Source organism: Chryseobacterium sp. PvR013, from assembly GCF_017833095.1.
GTDB classification, from domain to species: domain Bacteria; phylum Bacteroidota; class Bacteroidia; order Flavobacteriales; family Weeksellaceae; genus Chryseobacterium; species Chryseobacterium culicis_A.
Genome location: NZ_JAFIBT010000001.1, coordinates 3,511,231 through 3,530,337, shown reverse-complemented (window position 1 = coordinate 3,530,337; position 19,107 = coordinate 3,511,231). Strand labels below are relative to the sequence as shown.

Below are 19,107 nucleotides of genomic sequence, written 5' to 3'. Positions count from 1 at the left end.
CTGAAATTTTTCTTCAAAAAATAAAAATTCTTTAAAATTTTTCAACAAAATAACATGCCTGTTTTATTTTAAATAGTAAAATTCCGTATTTTGATACTGTGAAATAAAGTGTTATTTGACTTATTTTCAGTGGTTTGTGTGTTTTTGGTTTGAATGGCGCTATTGTATGAAACGTGCTTTTACATTTATCTTTGGCCAAGAATTGTACACGTTTTAAAACCACAAATTAAATGAAAAATCCAAGTATTTTGATAAAGGGAATACTCATTTCCTTGTGCTTTACGATAAGCCAATCGAAAGCACAAGTAGGAATTAATACTTCAAGCCCTCAAACCATTTTCCATGTGGATGGGGCAAAAGATAATCCCTCATCCGGAGTCCCATCTTCTACTCAAATGGCCAATGATGTCACCATCACCTCTACCGGAGAAATAGGAATTGGAACCTTAACTCCTGCTACCAGAGTAGACACCCGGTCTGCAACGAATTCAGACAACTCAATTGGAATAGGAGAAACCAGTCAGACCGCAGCCATTGCAGGCAGTGGCGCTGTAAGATATAACCCGCTGAACGGGGGAAAGATGCAGTATTCAGATGGTGTTGTATGGCAGGATCTTATTTCTTCCCCAACCAAAGCAGTAGTGGTAGCCAATCTTCAGGCAGGGAACTTTGCTGTGAAAATTCCCTATCAGGTTTCTACAGGGATTGCAGGATGGACGGAGATTTCCGACCCAACAGGGAACTTTACTCCCGGAACAGGTGTTTTTACAGCGCCAAGAACCGGCGTATATCTTGTTTCTTTTACCTATGATTTTGTTAGAATTCCCATAGTTTCAGGGTATTTTTCAGAAGCAAGATATGTTGTGAATGGAAGCAGTACGGTGAAAAAATGCGTGAAATCTTACTCAAATATTTCAAAACAGGCACAGGTGGCAGGATCCTGTGTTGCCGGAGTTCAGTTGAATAAAGGTGATACTCTTCAGCCCTATATCTATCAGTCGGTTTATAATGGAAACCTGAGTCTGAGAACAGATACGTCTTCTGCAAGCAATGAATACGGCTTCGTAAATCTTTCGATTTTAGAACAATAACACACTTTGATATGAGAAAAAAATTAGGACTGGCTTTACTCATTTGCTGTGGCATAGGGATGAAAGCTCAGATAGGAATTAATATGTCTTCTCCGGAAGGAATACTACATATAGACGGGCAGAAAAACACAAATGTTTCCATACTTTCCAGTTATTATGATGATGTGGTGATTACCTCTTCCGGAAATGTAGGAGCCGGAACAAAATCTCCGAAAACAAGACTGGATATGAGATCAGGGGAGCGCTTAAATGCCATTGGGATTGGAGGAACTTCACAATCTGCTTCTGCAGCAAAAGCCGGAGCGATGAGGTATAACTCCGGAACTCAGGACCTAAGCTATTCTAACGGAACAGCCTGGGTAGCATTGGCTCATAAGGCTCCCAATGATTTTGTGGATGCCGAAAATGCTTCAGGACAAAGTTTCAGTGATGGAATACAGACAGCAGTTATCGGCTGGACTAAGAAAACAGATGTGAATGGTAGCTTTAATACTGGTACCGGAGCTTTTATAGCGTCCAAAACGGGTGTATACATTGTATCCTTTACCTTTTCTCTGGCCTCAGGAAGCATTGCAAATGATTCAAGATATGAAACGCTGATTCAGACTAATTCAACGTCTTCCGCTACCGGTAAAGTGTTTAAATGTGTAGGAAGTTATCCGGGAAACAATACGATCGGAAATCGTGTTGCCGGAAACTGTTCCGGGATTTTTAACCTCAATCAGGGAGATAACATTACGGTAAGCCTGAATCAAAAACTGGGAAGTTCAAAAACACTGGATACTGATTCTACGCTTACTTCTTTAAGTATTTTCGGATTATAAAAAGATAAATGATGAAAAAGAATTGTTTACTGATTTTAATGACTTTAAGTTTCCAATATGCATTTTCACAGATTGGAATCAATAGCCCAAACCCGCAAGGTGTTTTACATATTGACGGGCAAAAAGATAACCCTGCTTCAGGATCCACATTCACTCCAGCTCAGCAGAGCAATGATGTTCTTGTTAACAGTGCCGGGAAAATAGGAGCAGGAACTCTCAGTCCCACGGTAAAAATAGATGCCAGAAATTCCGGTAACGGAGCGATTGGTTTTGGAACTTCCACACTGACAGCAGCTGCGGCAGATGAAGGAGCCGTACGCTATAACAATGGAGTGGAATATTCCAATGGAAATGAGTGGCTTCCTTTGCTTACCGCACAGCCTGCCGGTAATAAAGTGATTGTTATTGCAGCCAAAACAACTAATAATGTAAAACTCGTAACCCCGGCTACCCCAACAATAACAGCTGGTTTACAAAACAGAGCCAGTAATTATCTTGTAGACTGGAGCAAAACTTTTGAAAGTAATTCCGGAACCAGTTTCAATGCTGCTACAGGCATCTTTACAGCGCCCAGAAACGGAATTTATGTAGCTACTTTCACAACAGATTTGGCTCCGTTAGCCATTAATTATACTACAGACCCTTTAAATCCTATTCAGATAGAAGCCATCTGGCAACTTTATGATAATACAGCGGGATTGGCCATCACCAATGTTGTAAATACTGTAAAATGTGCCAATACCATGTCCTCAAACAGCATCGTAAATATTGATGCAGGGAGCAATTGTACAGCCTCATTTTATATGACAGCAGGGCAGAGACTGATGCCTTATATCTGGTTTAATTTAAATAATTCAAACGTTGCGAATTTTTCGCTCAACAATACGGGAGGTTACAATAATCTCACTATAGCAGAACAGTAATCAGGAGATTTCATCAAGCGTTTTAATAAAAGCAGACGGATGCAGCCCGGTGATCTTTTTGAACTCAAGAGAAAAAGCACTGTGAGATGAATATCCCGTGATTTCAGCAAGATGATTGATCTTATATTTTCTATATTGAGGTTCGTTTTTCAACTGGGTGACAATATAATTGATCCTTAGATGATTAATGTACTGATTAAAATTGAATTTTTTATGTTTCTTAATAACCGTTGAAAGGTATTTTGTGTTGATATTCAGCGTGTTTGCAAGGTTGTAACGAGAGATGTTTTTGTTGTTAAACTCAAGGTTTTCTTCAAAAATTTTTAATCCGTTTAGTATGTTTTCCTCTACTTCAGGCGAAATTTTTATTTCTGTGGGAGTAGAGGTATTTTTTGTCTGGATATCCTCAGATACTTCCTGTGGATCTTCTTCATAAATAACGGGTAAAATACCGTCTCTGTAAATTTTGGCAACAGCTTCTTTATGCTTTTTACGAAGACGGATGGTATTGAAAATAAAAGCTCCTAAGATAATCATCAACGCAAAACAGGCTATGATAAGTCCTTTTGAAGTAGAATGGCTTTCATTGAGCTGCTGATGAAAACTTTCTTCTTTTTGGGATAATGTTTTGTTGACAGCCATTGCTTTGTTGTAAGCGATGCTATCTTTTAATGTAAGATTTTCAATTTTATATTTTTCCGTATTGGAATCATCGTGGAGCAAAGCATACGCTTCTTCAAGGTTTTTGGTAACCTCAATCTTTTTTTCATTGAAACCATACTGCTCTACAATGGCCAGAGATTTCTTATAATAAAGCACCGCACTGTCCGGCTTATTTTGTTTTGAAAACGAAAATCCGATATCATTAAGGATATTTGCCCGGAGATAATAATTGCTTTCTCCCACCAAAGAAAGGGCTTTTACAAAATAGGGTTTGGCTTCCTTAAAATTTTTTACCTCAGATAAATTGTATCCCATATTGGTATACGCTGAAATTAAAAGTTCATTCCGTCGGGTTACATTTTTAAGCTTTTGAAATTCCTGAATGGCACTTTTGGAATAGAATGCTTTTTCCTTGTACTGATTCTTATTGAGAAGGATCAAAAAAGAATTAAAGATCATTCCTTTCAGCTCATGTCCTTCCTCTGTATTATTATTTTTTACTTCAGCGATAGCATTTCGGAGACTTGTGGAAGATTCCTTGAGCAGTCCAAGCTTTGCATATTGAGTTCCCTGCATTCTGTAGGCAAGAGCTTTCCCGATATTGTAGTTGCTCTCGGTAGATATTTTAAGAGCTTTATCTGCAAAATCAAGACTTTTCTCAGCATCAGATTTTAAGTAACTGTTGAACGATTTTAAATAATACGCCTTTGCCAGAAATTCCGGGAGATTTCTTCTCTGGGCAGAATCTATAATCTTATTCAGAACAATTTCCGAGCTGTCCGGATTTTTGGATGACAACATACGGGCATACTTGTACTGCCCCTCAAAATCAAATGTCTGAGCGAATGTAAAAAATGAAATAATAAGGAAGAAAAAGAGTATAATTTTTTTCTTCATTGTGTGTTTTTTTATTTTTTCTGGTATTTCCAGTTACGGGCTTTACCTTCCGCTATCCATTCCAAAGACTGTTCCAATCTTTTATTTCTGGTAGCTTCTGTTTTGGCTTCTGTAACCCATGCAATATACTCTTTTCTGAAAGATGGTGAAGCTTTTTCAAAAATTTCTTTTGTCTTTGGCCGGGCATCTAAAGCAGACTGAAAATAATCAGGGATTTCCATCTCTATTTTGGATGGAGGAGCTTTCTTCATGGTAACTCCCATATCTGTAAGCTCCATGGCTTCCCGGATTGCTCTTTTCAGCTGAGGTTTAGAAGGAAGGTCTTCAAGACGGGTTACTTTTCCTAAACTGAACATTGAACTTTTTTCAGCACTTGTTTCTATTTCCTGTAAAGTTTTCATTTCCTGATGAAGCCAGAATCCCAGACTGCAATAGTGTTTGAAAGCAGTAATTGAGCATAGGATCTTTCCTTTGTACATGAAAGTAGGAAATTGCCACTTGATGGCTTCTTCCGCATCAGGACAGGCTTCGTGAATGGTTTCACGGAGATATTGTAAAATAGGTTTTGCAAAATCCGGAGATTTTTCAATGTATTCATCAACTTTTGCGCTGTGTTTCTCCATAGTGTTTATTGGAATAATTGTACCATTTCATTGACAAGGAATTTTACCTGATCAGGTCTTCCCCTGTCATTTTTAGGGTTGTTGGAATAGCTTCCGGTTTTTACAATAACCATATTGTGCTCCGGAACCATAATGATATATTGCCCCTGTAATCCAAGGAAATAATAATGTTTGATTGGATTGTCATGATTGATCCAAAGTCCCATTCCATAGATGTTTTCGGACTTTTCTGTAGGAGTTCTCATCTTTTCAACGAAGTCTGCGTTGAGGATTTGCTGATCTCCGACTTTTCCATGATCAAGAAATAGCTGCCCCAATTTGGCAAAATCTCTGGCATTGGAATGAATACAGCAATACGTTTTTTCCATACCATGATCGTCTGTACTCCATTTCGCATTCTGCTCCATTCCCAGAGGAATCCAGAATTTTTCTGATAAATAGCTTGCCAATGGCTGATTCAGAGCTTTTCGAAGGGCAAAACCAAGAAGCTGAGTGGAACCGCTTTGATATTCGAATCTTACGCCTGGCTCTTCTTTAAATTTTCTTGGGAATACAGCTTTTACGAGGCTTTTCCCATAATAGGCTTTGGCATTGGGAAGAAACGGATTGTTGTAATTTTCATCCCAGTCCAGTCCGGCTTCCATTTGGGCTAAATTTTTAAGGGTAACCTGATTTCCAAATGTTTTATTTTTAAATTCAGAGTAAAATTCAGAAAGTTTTTCATCAATGGAGGGGATAATCCCTTCTTCCAGTGCTTTCCCTAAAAGCATTACTGTTACTGCTTTTGCCATCGAAAAAGAATTGGTCTGCGAAAGCTGATTGTAACCATCCCAATATTGTTCATGAAGAATTTTACCATGCCTTATCACAACAAAAGCGGCTGTTTTGGAAAGTTTTAAATTTTCAACTAAATTTTTAGGTAACTCCTTTTTGTTATAGTCAGAATCTTCTTCCCAAAGCCTGGGTTCTTCTGTGGCAATAAGATTGCTGGGGAAAAGATCTCCATCATCAATGTATGCACTTGACTTTCCTTTTAGATAGGTCTTGGAAATACCACTAAATAAATAATCGTATCCCAGAAAATAAGCTGCTGCTGCACCTGCTACAGCTCCGCCTATCATATACTTCAGTATTCTCATTGTTTCATGAATGGGTCTCTAACAAATTTAGAATAATTTGGTTATAAAATTTAAAATGAATCAGCAAATAAGTTATTTTTGTTCTTATTGATGAAAACTATGACCAGAAAACTAATTTTATTAGGCTTCTTCCTGCTTTCGATGATGGGAATAGCCCAGATGTATAAACCGATAGATACTGCAGATTATATACAGAGAAAAGCATTTTTAAAGAATTTTGAAGGCAATAATGAAGCAACTGTCAAGAGATTAAAATCCCAATATTCAGGGAAAACAGGCTCTGAACTATCCAAGATTTATAAAGAATTCGGAACTGATTTTGAAAAGCAGGTAAAGAATAAGGATTTTATCTTTAAATCCGAATTTGAGACCAGTATACAATCCATGATTCATCGTCTTAAAAAGAGTAATCCTGCAATTCCTCAGGATCTGAAAATTCTGATTGCAAAAGACAATACCCCCAACGCTTATTGCCTTGCTGACGGAACTTTTGTAATCAATATGGGGCTTTACAGCTGGCTGAACAATGAGGAGCAGATTGCTGCGGTGATTTCTCATGAGCTGGGGCACAAAATAGAAGAACATTCTCTGAAAACTTTTTTAAAAATTATCGAACAGGATAAGCTGGATAAAGTGGTGGTGGAGAATATAAAATCAACAACAACACGCAGAAGCCAGAGCCAGAATCAGAAAGCTTTTGACATTTTTAAAAATACTGCGTACAAAAAAGGGGTGGAAAGAAGACAAAGTGAAATGCAGGCAGATTCTTTAGGATATATCATTTTTAAAAACAGTGATTTCAAGAAAGCTGAATTTGTAAATGCACTTCAAAGGCTTCAGGATTTTGATACCATTTCACCAAGAGAATTGAAGGTGGATACCTATAAGAAACTTTTTAATCTTCCTAAACAGGTTTTCAATGAGAAGTGGATGAAGAAGGAAGACTTCTCCCTGTACAATTATAATTTCTACAAAGAAAAGCTTAATAAAGATTCCCTGGCATCGCATCCTGAAGTATCCAGAAGGATTGCAATGCTTAAAAAGACTTTTACAGAACTCAAAACACCTTTTATTCCGGAAAAACCTTCGGATCTGTTTCTCACATTGAAAAAAACAGCCAGGATGGAAATTTTGCCCAATTATTTCCATTCGGAGGATTATGGGTTGGGCATTTACACTGCCATGCAGTTTTTACAGGATGATGAAGAGGAAAAGTATTATAAAAGCTGGCTGGGAAGATGTTTTTCCAAAATATATGAGGCAAGAAAAAATTATAACCTGAACCGGTATCTGGATCGGATAGAGCCTAAAAATCAAAGTGAAAGTTATCAGCAATTTCTGAACTTTATGTGGAATTTAAGCCTGGATGAAATAAAGAATATTGCAGACTTTTATCAGACGAATGAAACGATAGCGAAGGTAAACTGATCATCATTAAAGGATCAATAGGAACGGGCTTTAGCCCGTTTAAAATAACAAAAAATCCCACTGGCTTAAGCCAAAACATAAAAGAAATAACCCTGATGTTTTGTCAGGGTTCTTTTTATATTAGTAATTTAATTTCTCCAAACGGATTTTATTGAATTTTTCTTTTTCGTTATATTCACGAAGCAGGATATAGCCTTCTTTTCCAACGTACGGAGTTACGGCATAGTTGTCTTTTTCAGAAATGGGAATGATTTCCTGTTTGAACTTTCCATCAATAATGGTATTGATAAATAGATTCCATCTTTTCTGCCTGGTTACTTCGTCTTTTTGATAGTCGCGGTAGAAAAATACCACATCTTTTCCTCCGTTGAGGTACTGTGAGAACAGATAGTCACTGTTTACCCATTTTGATTTTTCCTTTTCAAAAACCTGAACATTTTTCACTTTGAAATCTTTATCGGTATAGATATACACAAGATCAGTGGTTTTCGGAGCATTATATTGACCTGCAGGTTTATATTTTTCGGATAAGATACCTATGCTTCCATCGTTCATAAAATACATGTCTTTGGTCTGAAGCATATAACCGCTTTCTACCATTCCATATTTATTAACTTTGGGAAGAAATGTAGAGATATTAGGCTCATAATTAATTGCTTTGGTATCTACTGTGAAATCAGATTTGTTGAGAATCATTCTTGCAAACCCTACGGATTCGGAATCATCATAGTTTCTTCCTAGCAGGACTACTTTATCATCAAAAGTTTTATCATTATCAAGCTTTCTGTAGTTGGAGTAGAAGGATTCAATATTGTCTATCGTATCATCAGATAATCCTGTAACCGGTTTATTGGACGTTTCTTTTCCGGTTTTCATATCAAGAACCATCACACTGAATGTTTTCTGCTTGTCATTAACCTTTTTCATGATGCAGTACATATAATTTTCATCTCTTTCCAGAACGGATAAGGTAGTGTACAGCTTTTTACTTCCGTCTGTGTTATACTTATATCTCCAGACTTCCTTTTTGTTAGCATCAAACTTAATAAGACTATTGCTGTTTTCGTATTTTCCGTAATCTTTATATTCCACAGCAAAATAGCCTCCTTCTTTCAGTTCTCCTACGGCAGAAATGTAGTTGTAGCCTTTATCTTTTTTCTCCTCACGGTTTTCCTTACGCTGTTCTTTCCAGCTTTTGGGTTCATTGATTTCTTTGAAAGTACCATTTTCCAGATAGTCGTAATATATTTTTCTGGTAATAGAGTTTGTTTTAGGATCTATCACCATAGAAACGGGAGTAAATACTTCTCTTGTTTTTACCAGGGAATAGTCCATCATGGAAGGTTTTAAAATAATCTGTCCTTTAAAATCTACATATCCTAAATAAGAAGCAGCCGTGATATCACCTTCAAATTCTTTGTTGGCAACAGGGTTGAGGTTTTTATCTAATATAACATACTCAAACTTTTTGGTTTTATCACCGGATTTTCCGTAAGAATAGAGAGAAACGTAACCGTAAAGATTGTCTTTATCATCGAATAGAGCATTCATTCCTACATGATCACCCGCAGCGAGTGTTGTCAGATCCTGAGTTTGGGAAAATGCAAAGGTCTGGACCAGCCCAAACATTATCAGAGTTATTTTTTTCATGGTTAAAATTTGAGGGATAAAAGTAATAAATTAACCTATATGTTGCGAAAAATAAAAAAGCTTTGGAAATATTTCCAAAGCTTATAACCTAAAATGCAAAATAATTATTAATAATACTCGTAAAGCCAGTTATGAGTACTTGTTCCATTACCTGAGATATCATATGTAGTAACGGCTTTGGTAGGATAGTTGTCGCTGTTAAGTGTATACACAGCAGTAATTTTGTTGGTTCCATTGGATGAACCGGAATAGCTCTCTGTTTGATTCAATAGGTTATTATACCCTATTTGTCCGTCACTCACATCAAATAAATTGATCTTCACAAAACCTCTTATATTTTTCATAGGATTATTGAAGGTATCATAAGTATTGGTAATAGTATAGGTAACTCCGTTATAGGTGTATTTGGCAGAAGCTACATTTCCGGCATTGGTTAAATTAACATCCACCTGTGCAAATACAAGATCCGAATACGTTCCCGTTGAAGGATTATAAGTTCCGCTTTTATACTCATTAAACTGGACATGGGTATCACTGATATACTGATAGATTTTGGTATAGATAAGCGTTCCTTGCTCCTGATCGGTTATCTTTTCTGTTGAAAGCCTTCCATTGGAATAGGTGAATTCTCTCCTGAGAACCAGGGCACCACCAATAAATTCTTCAGTTTTAGCAATATAATCACTATTGTATCCGCTATAGGTATAAACCACTCTGTCATCATCTGAAGCATTGTAAGTTTCTATAATCTGATCTCCGTTATACTTAAACTCCACCATGTAGGGCTGACCGCCTGGATTTACGTCAGTTGCTTTTTTAAGGAGATGAAAAGGACCGTTATTATTGTTATGAGAATTATTGCTGTTATCTCTGTGATCGGCCGGATTATCATTAGACACACAGCCTGAGAGCACTGCCAAAGCCAGTGATGAAAGCATCAGTTTTTTCATGGTTATTATTCGTTTAGTTTTTAGTCCGCTAAAAATAACAATTTTTGTGGCATGTTGATCCGGAATAGTTGAAAAATAAAAAAGCCCTAACCAGGGCTTTTCAATTATATTTTAGAAAGTAAATTTCTGAAGTTTGTTTTTTCATCAATGATTCTTCTCAACTCTGAAACAGGAACTCTTTCCTGCTGCATCGTGTCTCTGTCTCTTATGGTTACGGTGTGATCAACTAAAGAGTCGTGATCTACAGTGATACAGTAAGGAGTACCAATGGCATCCTGTCTTCTGTAACGTTTTCCAATAGCATCTTTCTCTTCGTAGAATAAGTTGAAATCGTATTTCAGATTATTGAAGATATTTTCTGCATATTCTGCAAGACCATCTTTTTTCATCAATGGAAGAATAGCTGCTTTGATTGGTGCTAATGCCGGAGGTAAAGATAAAACTGTTCTTTCTGAACCGTCTTCCAATACTTCGTCTCTCAGGCAGTGTGAAAATATAGAAAGGAATAATCGGTCTAAACCTACGGACGTTTCCACTACATAAGGAACATAGTTTTCGTTTCTCTCAGGATCAAAGAACTGAAGCTTTCTTCCGGAGAATTCCTCGTGAGCTTTTAAGTCGAAATCTGTTCTTGAGTGAATTCCTTCCAGTTCTTTAAATCCGAATGGGAAGTTAAACTCAATATCAGCTGCAGCATTCGCATAGTGAGCAAGCTTTTCGTGATCGTGGAATCTGTAGTTCTCGTCTCCCAAACCTAAAGCTCTGTGCCAGTTCAGACGTTTTTGCTTCCATTGTTCGTAGAATTCAAGTTCTGTTCCCGGAGCAACAAAGAACTGCATTTCCATCTGTTCGAATTCACGCATTCTGAAAATAAACTGTCTTGCCACAATCTCATTTCTGAAGGCTTTACCAATCTGTGCAATACCGAAAGGAAGTTTATGACGTGAAGTTTTCTGTACATTCAGGAAGTTAACGAAGATACCCTGAGCCGTTTCCGGTCTAAGGTAAAGATCCATCGCACTGTCAGCAGAAGCGCCCAGTTTTGTTCCGAACATCAGGTTGAATTGTCTTACTTCTGTCCAGTTTTTAGAACCCGTATCAGGATCTGCAATTTCAAGCTCTTCAATCAACGCTTTTACATCAGCAAGGTCTTCATTTTCCAGAGATTTTGCCAGTCTTGAAAGAATTGCTTCTCTTTTTGCTCTGTATTCCAGAATTTTTGGATTCGTAGCAACAAACTGATCTTTATCGAAAGCCTCACCGAATCTTTTCGCTGCTTTTTCGATTTCTTTATTCTCTTTATCTTCAATTTTAGCACAATAATCTTCCACCAAAACGTCTGCTCTGAAACGTTTCTTAGAATCTTTATTATCAATCAATGGATCGTTGAAAGCGTCTACGTGGCCTGATGCTTTCCATGTTGTTGGATGCATAAGGATTGCTGAATCAATACCGACAATATTTTCGTTAAGCTGTACCATCGCTTTCCACCAATATTGTTTGATATTATTTTTAAGTTCGGCACCGTTCTGTCCATAATCGTAAACAGCGGATAAACCATCATAGATCTCACTCGATGGGAAAATAAAACCATATTCTTTAGCGTGAGAAATCACTTTCTTGAAAACATCTTCTTGCTTTGCCATAATTTTTTTAACGTCTGATATGCAAAAATAATGTTTTTTATTGGGAAAATATTAATACCTGTAAGAACCTACATTAGAGATGGTCATCAAAAAGCATCCTCCCACACCAATGATAAATAAAATACCGGCAATAATAAACAGTAATATCTTTGCTATTCTGTATTTTTTTAAGGGCACAAAAAAAATTGTAGCGATCGTTATAACAACAGCGATCACGATCAATTTTACAAAAAAACCAAAATAGTCTGTCATTTTTTTAAAATTAAGGGAAACCTTTTACTAATATAAACCTTTTATTTGAAGTTTGATCAAGGAGCCGGGAATTTGCTTTCGCTACTCGCTTTTTCTGTTTTTAGGCGGCGGCTTTGCCGCCGCCTAAAAACAGAAAAGAGCTCAAACATACCGCTCAATCAGGGCTAAATCGGCCGGAAATTTCTACTTTTGCACCATGTTAGAAATTCTTTATCGTGACGAGCATATTATTGCCATCAACAAACCCAGCGGACTGTTGGTTCACAAATCTTTCTATGCGGGAGAAGCCGATACCTATGCTATTCAGGAGTTGAAGAAACAGATCGGACAAAAAGTATATCCTGTACATCGGTTAGACCGAAAGACTTCGGGTGTTCTGCTGTTTACCTTAGATAAAGATACTCTTAGAATTATGAGCGAGCAGTTTGCGTCACGCGAAGTGGAGAAGAAGTATCTGGCCATTCTTCGTGGATGGACAAAAGAAGAAGAAACCATTGATTATGATTTGGTTAATGAAAATGAAGTCAAACAAAATGCCATTACCTACTACCGCCGTTTGCAGACTTCAGAAATAGATTTACCTTTTTTAAAACATCAGACTTCGAGATATTGTTTGGTAGAAGCAATTCCTGAGACGGGAAGATTTCATCAGTTGAGAAAACATTTTAAACATATTCTGCATCCTATTTTAGGTTGCCGAAAACATGGTTGCAATAAACAAAATAAGTTGTGGCTTCAAACATTTGAGATCAGCAAAATGACGCTTCACGCCCATCAATTGATTTTTAATCATCCTGTTTCTAATGAAAGAATTACAGTAAATGCCACTATAGATGATGAGTTCAAAAGAGTAGGAGATATTCTGAATTTTGATCTGAGTTCTTATTCTTAATGTTATTTGTAAATATTTTTTAATGCAATGTTCACTAAGAATGTATTTAAATATTTACTTTTCGAGCGCTAAGGCACTTCGTTCAGCAAAGAATGATAACGCGTACTTCGCTTAGTGAAACGTCCTTGCGAACCAAAATGTTTTCAGGATGGTCATTTTTCTTTGCGGTCCTAGCGTTAAAAATCCCACTGATTTGTTGCATATATAGTTGTTTTCCAGCTTATAGATACTATAGATCAAACATTTTGATAAAATATCATAGGTTAATCTAGCATTAATTTTAAAATGAGTATTTTTGTAAAACTTTTTTTCAATGTACAAATCGCTCATTCGTCCCATTCTTTTCAAATTTGATCCCGAGGAAGTTCATCATTTTACATTTTCAATGCTTAAAAATTTTGGATTTCTTACCAAACTATTTTTACCCAAACCTATTGAAGACAAACGTCTGGAAAGAGAAGTTTTCGGATTAAAATTTAAAAATCCTGTTGGATTAGCTGCCGGTTTCGATAAAAACGCAGTTTTGTTCAACGAATTAGGAGATCTTGGGTTCGGATTTGTAGAAATCGGTACGGTAACACCAAGAGCACAGGCCGGAAATCCTAAGAAAAGATTGTTCCGTCTTATTGAAGATGGGGGAATCATCAACAGAATGGGATTCAACAATGATGGTCTTGAAGCGGCTATTGAAAAACTGAAATCCAATAAAGGAAAAATAATTATAGGAGGTAACATCGGAAAAAATACCGATACAAGCCCGGAAAACTATACCCAGGATTATCTGGACTGTTTTGAAGGTCTTCATCCTCATGTAGACTATTTTGTACTGAATGTAAGCTGTCCGAATGTAGGAAGCCACGCCAAACTGGAAGATGTAGAATATCTGAGAGAGCTGATTACAGAAGTAAAGAAAATAAACCAGTCAAAGTCTGTACAGAAACCTATTTTACTGAAAATTGCTCCGGATTTGAATAACAATCAGTTAGACGAAATCATTGAGCTGATTGCAGAAACGAAAATTGATGGTATCGTAGTTTCCAACACCTCTGTCAACAGAGAAGGCCTGAAGACATCACCAGAAGTTTTAAAGCAAATAGGAAATGGCGGACTAAGCGGAAAACCGATCCGTGAAAGAAGTACAAAGATGATTAAGTACCTTTCCGATAAAAGCAACAGAGCATTCCCGATCATTGGGGTAGGAGGAATTCATTCTGCAAAAGATGCGATGGAAAAATTAGATGCAGGAGCCACATTGGTTCAGCTGTACACCGGGTTTATTTATGAAGGTCCGGAACTGATTAACGAAATCAATCAGGAACTTCTGAAAAGAGCAAGCAGATTACCAAGATAAAATATAAAGAGAGTTATTGTGACTCTCTTTTTTATTTTGATTTGATGACGGATGCATTTTTTACATCTACAGTCAGCGTGTGAGCAGGCGTTGTCTCGGATTTCCCTATCTTATATTGTATAATTTGTTTGTCTTTGGATTTTGTTTTGGTTACATCATAAATATTTTCCCAGCAGCTTTCAATCAGGAATTCTTCATAGTTTTTATAATTCCAGTCTTTTGTGAAATAAAGAACTCTGTAGCCCTTTTCTCCATCACTGGCTCCACATTGTCCGCAGGCATTAAAGTTTGAAGTCTGCTCAAAATACAGCAGAACCCTGTTTCCATTTTCTCCTGAAGAGTAGGATAGCAGTTCATTTCCTCCAGCTTTATTGATGAAATCATAAGTATTGATCTTTTTATTATTTGGTAAGTACAGATAATTGTTGAGGCGGTAGATCATAGCATTTCCTGTAAATAATGTTGCAGGCTGAACCTTTTTACGAAAATAAAAATGGCCGGGAATTGGATTGTTTTTAAGAGTGGATTGATCAAATATGATAGATTCCTTTGGGAGTAATTTCTGAGCTATTTCATCCGTCTTTTCTACTTTCTGAAGGGAAGTGATCTGCTCTTTCAAAAGCTTAGAATTCTGTTTTTGTTTTGTTCCAAAATTATACAGCGACAGATGTCCATAATAGTCATATATTCCGGTAAGCGGGATTTTCTTTTTGTATTTATCATAATAGTACCATCCATCAACGTAGTGCTGATACTGGTCACAGTCTACCACTCCTGTGTAGCTGAGCTGTAGGGTAATAGGAGCTCCTCCAATCTGTCCGGTAAAAGTTTGCGAAGAATCTGTTACCTTTTTTAATTCAATTTTTTGGCTGAGAAAAAACGTGAGGGATAAGAAAAAGAATAATGTAAAATTTTTTTTCATGGTTGAGTGATCGTGGATGTTAGTTTTTAAATGAAGAAGTGAGCAATGGTGTAGATAATCAGGCCGACCAGACCTCCCACCAGTGTTCCGTTGACCCGGATAAACTGTAAGTCTTTTCCTACCTCCAGCTCCAGCTTTTCACTGAGCTCTTTTCCCTGCCAGTTACCAACAGTCGTACTGATGAGGTTTCCAAACTGATGGGTGTTTTTCAGAATGTATTTATAAGCCGTTACCCGAACCCAATGGTCAATTTTGTTCTGAAGATTTTCATCTGTCTTTAGATTTTGTGCGAACTCATTCAGGTTTTTAGTAAGATAATTTTTCAATGAGGAGTTTTCTTCCTGAAGCTCTTTCATCAGCGTTTTTTTGATAGAAACCCAAATGTCATTGGAGTATTCATCCAGTTTATCATTTTTCAGAAGTCCGTTTTTGATCGTTTTAAATTCTTCATCCCATTTCGGATCTTCTTTCAGATCAATAGAAAATTCATGAATCTTCTGAGTAATCAGTCCTCTTACTTCATGCTGAGGGTTTTCTTCTATTTCCTTAAAAAAATCAGAAAGCCCGTCTGCAATTTTATCTGCAATTTTAGTATCTACAAAAGAAGGAATGAATGAATAGCTGCCTTTCTTTACCCGTTCCTGGATCATTTCATCGTTTTCAATGATGTATTCCTTGATCTGCTTGGAAAGATTGGTGATGATTCTCTGGTGGTCATTCTTTTCCAGAATATAGCCGATTCCGTTTCCTACTACCTTATTAAGCTTAATATCATCTGTCATTTCAGATACTTTTTTGCTAATAAATTGACTTACCGTAGAGTCATCAAGTTTATTAAGAATGTCAAGAACAATATCAGAAAGATTTTTAATCAAAATATCCTGACTCTTTTCTTTACCCAGCCATTCCCCGACAAAGTTGGAAACCTTAAGCTTTTGAATATAAGGACGTATATTCTGAGGAGAAAGGAAATTACCTACTACAAAGCTCCCCAGGTTGTCTCCCAGTCTCTGTTTGCTGTTTTCAATAAGGTTGGTATGAGGAATAGGAAGACCGAGAGGATGGCGGAATAATGCAGTAACTGCAAACCAATCTGCCAATGCACCTACCATAGCGGCCTCAGCAAAAGCCCGTACATAGCCGATCCAATGAGAGTTATTAGACTTCTGTACAATAGTGGTAACAATGAAAATAACAGCCATCAGAACAAATAATCCTGTGGCAAATGCTTTATATTTTCTGAGTTGTTTTCTTTTTGCTTCGTCATTCATATTCTCAAATTTACTAAATTTGGTTATGAAACCGTTTAATCTTAATAAAAGCTTTTAAACCATAAAGATTGATGTCATTTAAGTCAAAATAATGCCAACCCAATCTTTTGCCGTTAAAGAATGAAATTTACGATGAAATTTTTAGTTTCACTCACCTTATTATTTTTTCTGCAGGCATGTACGCAGAAATACGAACCTATTAAAAAAACTTCTATGGAAAATACAGAAGCAAAAAACAATCCATATTACTCCAGAACAGATACTACAAAACTTAACGTTTCCAATGATGAATGGAAAAAACTCCTTGCTCCGGATTTGTATGCCATCGCCCGAGAAGCAGCAACAGAAAGAGCTTTTACAGGAAAGTATAATGAATTTGATGAAGTAGGAGAGTATTACTGTGCCGTGTGTGGAAACCACCTGTTCCGTTCTACCTCAAAATTTTCCAGCAGCTGCGGATGGCCGAGTTTTTTTGAAGCTGATAAAGAAGGTGTTTATTATGTAAGAGATCAGTCTTATGGGATGGACAGGGTAGAAGTGCTCTGCAAAAGATGCGATTCCCATTTGGGACACGTTTTTGATGATGGTCCGAAACCTACGGGATTGAGATACTGTATGAATTCTGTGAGTCTTGAATTTGTAGCGGATTCTAAGAATTAAACATCCATGAATGAACCTGTGCTCTTTGAAGAACGGAAGCTTGTATGGCTGGCGCTTGCCGATTTGTATCTCGATACAGAGCTTCAGGAGTGGCAATTTCAGTATATAACCGGTATTTTCCTTAAAAGCCCTTTTAACCTTGAAAAGATTAAAAAGATAGATCAGTATGAAGTTTTTCCTGTTCTTTTTTCCAATCTTCTGAATCCGGCGGGTGAATGGGCTGGTTTTGAAGAAAAAAGATTAGTTAAAAATATTATGACCTGGATGGAATTTCGAAGTAAACTGGATATTCTGGCTATCAAATGTATTTATCCAATATACCAACCCATAAATAGAGATTATTGGAAAAGACTTGAAGAAATCTATAATCAAACGAGGTTCTGACTTCTTCAATGGAAGAAAATATTGAGTATTATCAGCCTTTATTTACTTGAAATTTTTTCAGAATAAGTGCTTTAATTCACAAAATCAGGACGTTAAAGTTTCTTAAATAGCGTTAAACTTTTTAGAGTTATAACCCCTTGGTAATTATGTTTTTATACTTTTGCCTCACTAATTTGGATTTATATAGTATTGAATGAAAGGATTTTATAGCGTATTAGGCCTTGTTTACATGGTGACGACTTCATTCTACATTTCCCCAAGAGTGGTGGCGAAAAGTGAGAATGTAAAAACAACGAAAACTGAAAAAGTAGCTGAAACGAAATCTGAGAAGAGCACTACAGCAGTGTCTTCATCAGAAGCATTGTACCAATCTATCGCATTTGACCCTGAACATGAATTGAATTATGAAGTGTTCTCAAAAGCATTAACTGGTTATGAAAATTTAAAAAAAGCAGGATTGCTTACTCAAGACTCGCACTTATTAACTATCTGCGATTTTTCTATGTCTTCTAATACAAAAAGACTTTGGATCATTGACCTGGAAGACAAAAAAGTTCTGTTCAACTCATTGGTAGCACACGGAAAAAATACCGGCGAAGAATTTGCGACGAATTTTTCTAACAAGGAAAGTTCGTTACAGAGCAGCTTAGGATTTTATATCACGGATGCAACCTATCAGGGCGACAACGGATATTCTTTGAAACTATTGGGAATGGATAAAGGCTTTAATGATGCAGCCTACAGAAGAGCAATTGTTTTGCATGGTGCTGATTATGTAAGTGATGCCTTCGCGTCTATGCACAAAAGAATCGGAAGAAGCTGGGGATGCCCCGCTGTTCCAAGAGAGCTGACACAATCTATAATCAATACGATTAAAGGAAAAAACTGTCTGTTCATCTATTACCCGGATCAGAACTATCTTTCTTCCTCAGAATGGTTGAAAGCGTAAAGATAAAAAGAGCAGTCAGATTTGACTGCTCTTTTTCTTTTAAATAAGTTCTGCAATTCGAAAATAACAATTAAATTTATATCAACTTTTTAGCCTTAAAGTATCATAGCATGATAAAAGGACAACATGACCATCATAAGAGTATAAGTGTAGATACGGAAACTTCTGTCGGATTTATTCCCGCTATAAGACTGATTAATAATCCTGATGGATCATGCACTTTTGAGAAAGGTAAAATGCCCACGCTTAAACCTATCAATGCAAAAGTTTTCTGGATCAGTAATGAAACGGAAGAATGGGAAAAAAGTGATCATCCGGCGCCCAGAAGGCAATATGTTATTACCATCAGAGGGAATATAAGATTTAAAGTAACAGACGGCACTACATTTATTATTGAACCAGGAATCATTCTTTTGGCTGAAGATCTTAAAGGTTCCGGACATAGCTGGGATATGGTAAAAGGTGAAGAATGGGAGAGACTTTATATCCCGATGTCAGAGAATGAGAGTGATTTTTTCATTCCTGATGCTGATTTTATGTAACAGCTAAAGACAAGATAGAATAAAAAAATCCCTGTATGTTTTCATACAGG

19 protein-coding genes are annotated in these 19,107 nt (G+C 36.8%); 10 read left to right on the top strand and 9 right to left on the bottom strand.

Annotated features, from left to right (window positions below; genetic code table 11):
* The first annotated feature begins 230 nt into the window (after nucleotides 1–230).
* The 3 genes from JOE44_RS16070 to JOE44_RS16060 are packed head-to-tail and all read left to right on the top strand — an operon-like array spanning nucleotide 231 to nucleotide 2,838.
* Complete coding sequence (locus tag JOE44_RS16070) at nucleotides 231–1,091, top strand: hypothetical protein (RefSeq protein WP_209786341.1); 861 nt, start codon at nucleotides 231–233, stop codon at nucleotides 1,089–1,091.
* An 11-nt stretch (nucleotides 1,092–1,102) separates the two neighbouring features.
* Entirely contained in the window at nucleotides 1,103–1,915 is an 813-nt protein-coding gene (locus tag JOE44_RS16065) for a hypothetical protein (protein ID WP_209786340.1), read from the top strand.
* An 11-nt stretch (nucleotides 1,916–1,926) separates the two neighbouring features.
* Nucleotides 1,927–2,838 (top strand): hypothetical protein, encoded by a 912-nt coding sequence (locus tag JOE44_RS16060; protein ID WP_209786339.1) that lies wholly within the window; start codon nucleotides 1,927–1,929, stop codon nucleotides 2,836–2,838.
* On the opposite strand, the gene JOE44_RS16055 is transcribed toward JOE44_RS16060, so the two are convergent.
* The 3 genes from JOE44_RS16055 to JOE44_RS16045 are packed head-to-tail and all read right to left on the bottom strand — an operon-like array spanning nucleotide 2,839 to nucleotide 6,160.
* Nucleotides 2,839–4,398, bottom strand: coding sequence for an AraC family transcriptional regulator (locus JOE44_RS16055; RefSeq protein ID WP_209786338.1), 1,560 nt, complete (start codon nucleotides 4,396–4,398; stop codon nucleotides 2,839–2,841).
* Between the two features lie 11 nt (nucleotides 4,399–4,409).
* Nucleotides 4,410–5,021 carry a YdeI/OmpD-associated family protein gene (locus JOE44_RS16050; protein ID WP_209786337.1) on the bottom strand — a complete coding sequence of 204 codons (612 nt, stop codon included), beginning with the start codon at nucleotides 5,019–5,021 and terminating at the stop codon, nucleotides 4,410–4,412.
* A 5-nt stretch (nucleotides 5,022–5,026) separates the two neighbouring features.
* Nucleotides 5,027–6,160, bottom strand: a complete 1,134-nt coding sequence (locus tag JOE44_RS16045) for a serine hydrolase (protein WP_209786336.1) — start codon at nucleotides 6,158–6,160, stop codon at nucleotides 5,027–5,029.
* A 99-nt stretch (nucleotides 6,161–6,259) separates the two neighbouring features.
* Between JOE44_RS16045 and JOE44_RS16040 the strand changes: the two genes are divergently transcribed.
* Nucleotides 6,260–7,588: a M48 family metalloprotease gene (locus JOE44_RS16040; RefSeq protein ID WP_245169798.1), complete on the top strand. Its 1,329-nt coding sequence runs from the start codon at nucleotides 6,260–6,262 to the stop codon at nucleotides 7,586–7,588.
* Nucleotides 7,589–7,708: 120 nt separating this feature from the next.
* Here the strand turns inward: JOE44_RS16040 and JOE44_RS16035 are convergent, their stop codons facing one another.
* The 4 genes from JOE44_RS16035 to JOE44_RS16020 form a co-directional block, all read right to left on the bottom strand.
* The gene (locus JOE44_RS16035) at nucleotides 7,709–9,238 is read right to left on the bottom strand and encodes a hypothetical protein (protein WP_209786334.1); all 1,530 of its coding nucleotides are present in this window, start codon (nucleotides 9,236–9,238) and stop codon (nucleotides 7,709–7,711) included.
* 107 nt (nucleotides 9,239–9,345) lie between these two features.
* Nucleotides 9,346–10,188: a hypothetical protein gene (locus JOE44_RS16030; protein ID WP_209786333.1), complete on the bottom strand. Its 843-nt coding sequence runs from the start codon at nucleotides 10,186–10,188 to the stop codon at nucleotides 9,346–9,348.
* Nucleotides 10,189–10,292: 104 nt separating this feature from the next.
* Entirely contained in the window at nucleotides 10,293–11,834 is a 1,542-nt protein-coding gene (locus JOE44_RS16025; RefSeq protein WP_209786332.1) for a glycine--tRNA ligase, read from the bottom strand.
* Nucleotides 11,835–11,885: 51 nt separating this feature from the next.
* Nucleotides 11,886–12,086 carry a hypothetical protein gene (locus tag JOE44_RS16020; protein WP_209786331.1) on the bottom strand — a complete coding sequence of 67 codons (201 nt, stop codon included), beginning with the start codon at nucleotides 12,084–12,086 and terminating at the stop codon, nucleotides 11,886–11,888.
* Between the two features lie 196 nt (nucleotides 12,087–12,282).
* Between JOE44_RS16020 and JOE44_RS16015 the strand changes: the two genes are divergently transcribed.
* Nucleotides 12,283–12,978: a pseudouridine synthase gene (locus JOE44_RS16015; RefSeq protein ID WP_209786330.1), complete on the top strand. Its 696-nt coding sequence runs from the start codon at nucleotides 12,283–12,285 to the stop codon at nucleotides 12,976–12,978.
* Nucleotides 12,979–13,291: 313 nt separating this feature from the next.
* Complete coding sequence (locus tag JOE44_RS16010) at nucleotides 13,292–14,329, top strand: quinone-dependent dihydroorotate dehydrogenase (protein ID WP_209786329.1); 1,038 nt, start codon at nucleotides 13,292–13,294, stop codon at nucleotides 14,327–14,329.
* 31 nt (nucleotides 14,330–14,360) lie between these two features.
* On the opposite strand, the gene JOE44_RS16005 is transcribed toward JOE44_RS16010, so the two are convergent.
* Nucleotides 14,361–15,251 (bottom strand): hypothetical protein, encoded by an 891-nt coding sequence (locus JOE44_RS16005; RefSeq protein WP_209786328.1) that lies wholly within the window; start codon nucleotides 15,249–15,251, stop codon nucleotides 14,361–14,363.
* A 26-nt stretch (nucleotides 15,252–15,277) separates the two neighbouring features.
* Entirely contained in the window at nucleotides 15,278–16,522 is a 1,245-nt protein-coding gene (locus JOE44_RS16000) for a DUF445 domain-containing protein (protein WP_209786327.1), read from the bottom strand.
* Between the two features lie 213 nt (nucleotides 16,523–16,735).
* Here JOE44_RS16000 and msrB point away from each other — a divergent pair, with 213 nt between their 5' ends.
* The 4 genes from msrB to JOE44_RS15980 all read left to right on the top strand — a co-directional run bounded on the left by msrB (nucleotide 16,736) and on the right by JOE44_RS15980 (nucleotide 19,057).
* On the top strand, nucleotides 16,736–17,182 hold the full coding sequence (gene msrB, locus JOE44_RS15995) for a peptide-methionine (R)-S-oxide reductase MsrB (protein WP_245169797.1): 447 nt from the start codon (nucleotides 16,736–16,738) through the stop codon (nucleotides 17,180–17,182).
* Nucleotides 17,183–17,188: 6 nt separating this feature from the next.
* Nucleotides 17,189–17,566, top strand: coding sequence for a hypothetical protein (locus JOE44_RS15990; protein WP_209786325.1), 378 nt, complete (start codon nucleotides 17,189–17,191; stop codon nucleotides 17,564–17,566).
* A gap of 193 nt (nucleotides 17,567–17,759) precedes the next feature.
* A complete protein-coding gene (locus tag JOE44_RS15985; RefSeq protein WP_105683153.1) occupies nucleotides 17,760–18,515 on the top strand; it encodes a murein L,D-transpeptidase catalytic domain family protein in 756 nt (251 codons plus the stop codon).
* 110 nt (nucleotides 18,516–18,625) lie between these two features.
* Nucleotides 18,626–19,057, top strand: a complete 432-nt coding sequence (locus tag JOE44_RS15980; protein WP_209786324.1) for a hypothetical protein — start codon at nucleotides 18,626–18,628, stop codon at nucleotides 19,055–19,057.
* Nucleotides 19,058–19,107: the final 50 nt, after the last annotated feature.

Bases quoted from the DNA above. Each gene is read 5' to 3' on its own strand.
- JOE44_RS16015 (WP_209786330.1), top strand. From the start codon at position 12,283: ATGTTAGAAATTCTTTATCGTGACGAGCATATTATTGCCATCAACAAA.
- JOE44_RS16070 (WP_209786341.1), top strand. From the start codon at position 231: ATGAAAAATCCAAGTATTTTGATAAAGGGAATACTCATTTCCTTGTGC.
- JOE44_RS16045 (WP_209786336.1), bottom strand. From the start codon at position 6,160: ATGAGAATACTGAAGTATATGATAGGCGGAGCTGTAGCAGGTGCAGCA.
- JOE44_RS16050 (WP_209786337.1), bottom strand. From the start codon at position 5,021: ATGGAGAAACACAGCGCAAAAGTTGATGAATACATTGAAAAATCTCCG.
- JOE44_RS16025 (WP_209786332.1), bottom strand. From the start codon at position 11,834: ATGGCAAAGCAAGAAGATGTTTTCAAGAAAGTGATTTCTCACGCTAAA.
- JOE44_RS16060 (WP_209786339.1), top strand. From the start codon at position 1,927: ATGAAAAAGAATTGTTTACTGATTTTAATGACTTTAAGTTTCCAATAT.
- JOE44_RS16005 (WP_209786328.1), bottom strand. From the start codon at position 15,251: ATGAAAAAAAATTTTACATTATTCTTTTTCTTATCCCTCACGTTTTTT.
- JOE44_RS16030 (WP_209786333.1), bottom strand. From the start codon at position 10,188: ATGAAAAAACTGATGCTTTCATCACTGGCTTTGGCAGTGCTCTCAGGC.
- JOE44_RS16000 (WP_209786327.1), bottom strand. From the start codon at position 16,522: ATGAATGACGAAGCAAAAAGAAAACAACTCAGAAAATATAAAGCATTT.
- JOE44_RS16010 (WP_209786329.1), top strand. From the start codon at position 13,292: ATGTACAAATCGCTCATTCGTCCCATTCTTTTCAAATTTGATCCCGAG.
- JOE44_RS16035 (WP_209786334.1), bottom strand. From the start codon at position 9,238: ATGAAAAAAATAACTCTGATAATGTTTGGGCTGGTCCAGACCTTTGCA.
- JOE44_RS15990 (WP_209786325.1), top strand. From the start codon at position 17,189: ATGAATGAACCTGTGCTCTTTGAAGAACGGAAGCTTGTATGGCTGGCG.
- JOE44_RS15985 (WP_105683153.1), top strand. From the start codon at position 17,760: ATGAAAGGATTTTATAGCGTATTAGGCCTTGTTTACATGGTGACGACT.
- JOE44_RS16040 (WP_245169798.1), top strand. From the start codon at position 6,260: ATGACCAGAAAACTAATTTTATTAGGCTTCTTCCTGCTTTCGATGATG.
- JOE44_RS15980 (WP_209786324.1), top strand. From the start codon at position 18,626: ATGATAAAAGGACAACATGACCATCATAAGAGTATAAGTGTAGATACG.
- msrB (WP_245169797.1), top strand. From the start codon at position 16,736: ATGGAAAATACAGAAGCAAAAAACAATCCATATTACTCCAGAACAGAT.
- JOE44_RS16065 (WP_209786340.1), top strand. From the start codon at position 1,103: ATGAGAAAAAAATTAGGACTGGCTTTACTCATTTGCTGTGGCATAGGG.
- JOE44_RS16055 (WP_209786338.1), bottom strand. From the start codon at position 4,398: ATGAAGAAAAAAATTATACTCTTTTTCTTCCTTATTATTTCATTTTTT.
- JOE44_RS16020 (WP_209786331.1), bottom strand. From the start codon at position 12,086: ATGACAGACTATTTTGGTTTTTTTGTAAAATTGATCGTGATCGCTGTT.